3 protein-coding genes and 1 pseudogene are annotated in these 4,076 nt (G+C 65.2%); 1 reads left to right on the forward strand and 3 read right to left on the reverse strand.

All coding sequences use genetic code 11. The features are described 5' to 3' along the window. From EN893_RS22030 to EN893_RS22040, 3 genes are all read right to left on the reverse strand, one after another. Positions 1 to 639, reverse strand: a 639-nt coding sequence (locus tag EN893_RS22030; protein ID WP_164751608.1) for an ABC transporter permease, incomplete at its 3' end; no start/stop codon positions are given. Beyond that, the gene (locus tag EN893_RS22035) at positions 636 to 2,204 is read right to left on the reverse strand and encodes a sugar ABC transporter ATP-binding protein (RefSeq protein ID WP_127272662.1); all 1,569 of its coding nucleotides are present in this window, start codon (positions 2,202 to 2,204) and stop codon (positions 636 to 638) included. The genes EN893_RS22030 and EN893_RS22035, both read right to left, overlap by 4 nt. Positions 2,205 to 2,326: 122 nt before the next feature. After that, the gene (locus tag EN893_RS22040; protein ID WP_127267205.1) at positions 2,327 to 3,274 is read right to left on the reverse strand and encodes a substrate-binding domain-containing protein; all 948 of its coding nucleotides are present in this window, start codon (positions 3,272 to 3,274) and stop codon (positions 2,327 to 2,329) included. Positions 3,275 to 3,624: 350 nt separating this feature from the next. Here EN893_RS22040 and EN893_RS22045 point away from each other — a divergent pair. Further along, positions 3,625 to 4,076: pseudogene (locus EN893_RS22045) on the forward strand (riboflavin deaminase); the annotation flags it as partial.

Genomic DNA, 4,076 nt, shown 5'->3' on the forward strand with positions numbered 1-4,076 from the left:
GGCGTAGACAGCGCGCCCGTAGCGCGTGTAGCGCAGCACGATATGGCACAGGATGGCGGCCGCGGCGAAGATCAGCGCCGGCACCGGCACGGGGCCGATCAGCCCGGTGCCGAACCAGCGCATCGAGGCGTCGAAGCCCGAGATCGGGCCGCCGTTTGAGATGGTCAGCGTCAGCCCGCGAAACACCGTCAGCCCGCCCAGCGTAACGACGAAGGGCGGCACTTTCAGCCGGGTGATGACAAGCCCTTGCACCCCGCCGGCAGCAGCGCCCACAACGACGGCGGCCAAGAGTGCTGCGAACCAGCCGAATCCTTGCGTGCCGCTCGTCGACAGCGACAGCGTGTTGGCGGAGCCACCCTTGGCGACCACGGCGGCGACCATACCGCAGAAGGCGAGCAGCGAACCGACCGACAGGTCGATGCCGGCGGTGAGGATGACGAAGGTCATGCCGAGCGCGATCAGCCCGGTGATCGAGATCTGCCTTGTGATGTTGAACAGGTTGATCGGGTCCATGAAGCTCGGCTTCAGCACGGTGAAGACGATGATCAGCGCCACCAGGAACAGCAGCGGCCCGAAGCTCATCAAAAGCCGCGCGAAGTTGATGCCGCCGCGCTGATCCTGTTCCCCCGCCACGCTCATAGTGTCTCCTTGCGGTCGAGTGCCATCAGTTCCATCAGTCTTTCCTCGTTTGCCTCGACGCCCGGCATCTGGCCGGTGATGCGGCCCCGGCGCATGGTGACGATGCGGTCCGACACTGCAAGCACCTCGGGCAGCTCGGACGAAATCATCATCACCGCAATGCCGCGCGCCGCAAGCTGCACCAGGATCTGGTGCACCTCGGTCTTGGCGCCGACATCGACGCCGCGCGTCGGCTCGTCGACGATCAGCACTTTCGGATCGCGCGCCAGCCAGCGCGCCAGGATCACCTTCTGCTGGTTGCCGCCCGACAGGCCTTCGATAGCCTGCTCGGCCGAAGCCATGCGGATCGACAGCATTTTGCGAAACCCGGACAGCGCATCGCGCTCGCGCCGCTCGGCCATGAAGCCGAAACCGTTGCTGAAGCTGCCCAGCGAAGCGATGGAGAAATTCGGCAGGATGCCCAGCGCGGCAAAGATCGCCTGGTGCTTGCGGTCCTCCGGCAGCAGGCCGATGCCGAGCGCAATGGCGTCTGCGGGCGATGCCGGGGCGATCGGCTTGCCATCGAGCGTGATGGTGCCGGCCGCGATACGGTCGGCGCCGAAGATGGCGCGCGCCAGCTCGGTGCGGCCCGACCCGACAAGCCCGGCAACGCCGAGGATTTCACCGGCCTTGAGGTCGATGTCGACGCCGTCGAGCACGATGGCGTGCGGCGCTTCGGGATCGCGCACGGTGCGCAGGCCGCGCACCGACAGCACGACATCGCCGGCCACCGCGCGTTGCGCCGGCCGGGCGTAGAGCTCGGACGCCGCGCGGCCAACCATCTTCTCGATGATTTTGGGCAGGGCGATCGGTCCACCCTCACGGTCGAGATGCCCGGCCAGCCGCCCATCGCGCAGCACCGTCATGCGGTCGCAGATGGCGGAGGCTTCCTCCAGCCGGTGGGTGACGAACATGATGGCGACCTTGTCCTTGCGCAGCCGGTCCATGATCGACAGCAACCGCTGCACCTCGGTCTCGGTCAGCGCCGAGGTCGGTTCGTCCATGATGATCAGCCGGCTTTTCAGCGACAGGGCGCGGGCAATCTCGACCAGTTGCTGTTCGGCCACCGACAGCGCCGACACCGGCGTCATCGGATCGATGGAGAGGCCGACGCGGGCGACGATCGTGCGGGAGTCCTGCTCCATCCGCCTCCAGCTGACCAGCCCGAGCGGACCGGTCGGCGCGCGGCCGATAAAGATGTTTTCCGCCACCGTCAGCGTCGGGATCAGGCTGAGCTCCTGGTAGATGGTGACGATGCCGAGCCGCTTGGCATCCTGCGGGCTGGATGGATGATAATCGGCACCGTCGAAAGTGATGCGGCCGCCCGACGGCGGCATGACGCCCGAGAGGATTTTCAAGAGCGTCGACTTGCCGGCCCCGTTTTCGCCGAGCAGGCCGAGGATCTCGCCGGGGCGGATATCGAGCGAGACGTCGCTGAGCGCGGTGACGCCCGAGAAATGCTTGGTGATGCCTTCGACGGCAAGCAGGATGGGTTCGGACGATGCGGCTTCAGCGGCTGGCGGCAAGGGTGGCTCCTTCCATGCAGTTGATGTCGCCTGTCAGCGCTTGAACGCCCCCCTCTGTCCGGCAGGACAGAGGGGAGCGCTGTCCCGCCGGCTTTGCCAATCGGCCGATCCCCGCCAAACCCCTACTTCGTCTCGCCAATCCGCTCCGCCTTGTCGAGATTGTCCTTGCCTATGACGATCGGCGTCAGCAGCACCAGCTTCTCCTTCGGCTCGGTCTTGTCCTTGGCAAAGGCCACCGCGATGCGCACCGCGGTGCGCGACTGCTCGCCGGGAAACTGCTCGACGGTGCCCGCAAGCTTGCCGTCGCGCACCGCGACCAGCGCTTCCGGCAGCGCGTCGAAACCGTAGATCTTGACGTCGGTGAAGTTGCGCGCCGCACAGGCCTCCAAGGCGCCGAGCGCCATGTCGTCATTGGCGCAGACGATGGCGTCCGGCTTGCCGTTGGCGGCAAGGCCGGCTTCGGTCACCGACAGCGCTTCGGCGCGGGCGAAGTTGGCGGTCTGCTCGAAGACGATCTGGTACTTGTCCTTCAGCGGATCGAGCACATTGTGCACGCCCTTGTTGCGGTCGATCGCCGGACCGGCGCCGGGCTGGCCCTGCAGATGGAACAGCTTGGCGCCGTTGGGGAACGCCGCCACCACCGCGTTGGCTTCCGCCTCGCCGCCCTTGACGTTATCGGCGCCGACATGGGCGAGGATGCCCTCGACGCCGTCGACACGGCGGTCGATCGTCACCACGGGAACGCCGGCCTTGACCGCTTCCTCGATGGCCGGCGCCAGCGCATTGACGTCGAGCGGCGAGATGACGATGGCGTTGACCTTCTGCACCAAGGCCGCCTCGATGTCGGCGGTCTGCTTGGTGGCCGAGTTCTGGCCGTCGCTTTCGGTCAAATTGACGCCTTGCGTGGCGGCTTCCGCCTTGATCTCGTTCAGCATGTGCACGAAGAACGGAAAGCCGAGACTGGGCACCGAGCCAAGGATGGTGAGCTTGTCCTGCGCAAACACCGAGGGCGCGGCGACCATCATGGCGCCGAAAGCCGCGGACGACAGCAGGAATTCACGTCTGTTCATGGGATCCTCCTCCACAAGAACGCACGACCCCGAAAACCGGGATCGGTTTCAGGAAGGATCATGCGTCGGTTCAAAGTGTGGAGCATCCTCCCTGCGCCCGAAAACGCATGCCGCTCCAGCTGGCCGCCGCTGTAAAAAGAGCCTCCCACCGACGCCTGCCTGGGGATGCTAACCCAGGGTCAACCATTTGTGCAACCTCGATATAACAGAGGTGCCGGGCAATTTATCGGAATTGTCGGATTTTGGTTTGCAGCGTGGGCAACATCTCCCTGAGATGCTTGGCTTCCATTCCCTCTGCCCGGCACTACCTTGGACTGACTCGCGAAGTTTTTGTGATCTGGAGAACCCGTATGAAGCCGCAAATCGTCTGCCATATGCTCGCATCACTCGACGGCAGCCTTCATCCAAGCCGCTACACGACAAGTCCGGACGGGACCCGGGCGGAGTGGTCGAGCCTCTACGAACATATCCACAGTGATCTCGCGGCTGACGCCTGGATCGTCGGCCGCGTCACCATGGCCGAGATGAGCAAGGCCGCCGCGCACCCACCAGCCAATGTCGGCAAGGTCGACCGGCCCTATCATTTCGCGCAAATGGATGCGGGCAGTTATGCCGTGGCGCTCGATGCCTCGGGCAAGCTCCATTTTTCCAAACCCGACATCGGCGGCGACCATGTCGTGGTGCTGCTTGGGCGCGACGTCGCCGACAGCCATTTGGCCGAGCTTGCCGCTGACGGCGTGTCCTATATCGTGTCGGAAGCGGCGGACATCGATCTCGCGGCTGTGCTCGAGATGCTCGGCAG

The organism is Mesorhizobium sp. M7A.F.Ca.CA.004.04.2.1 (genome assembly GCF_004022825.1).
Classification (GTDB): domain Bacteria; phylum Pseudomonadota; class Alphaproteobacteria; order Rhizobiales; family Rhizobiaceae; genus Mesorhizobium.

Coding starts and splice junctions, on each gene's coding strand:
- EN893_RS22040 (WP_127267205.1), bottom strand. CDS start 3,274: ATGAACAGACGTGAATTCCTGCTGTCGTCCGCGGCTTTCGGCGCCATG.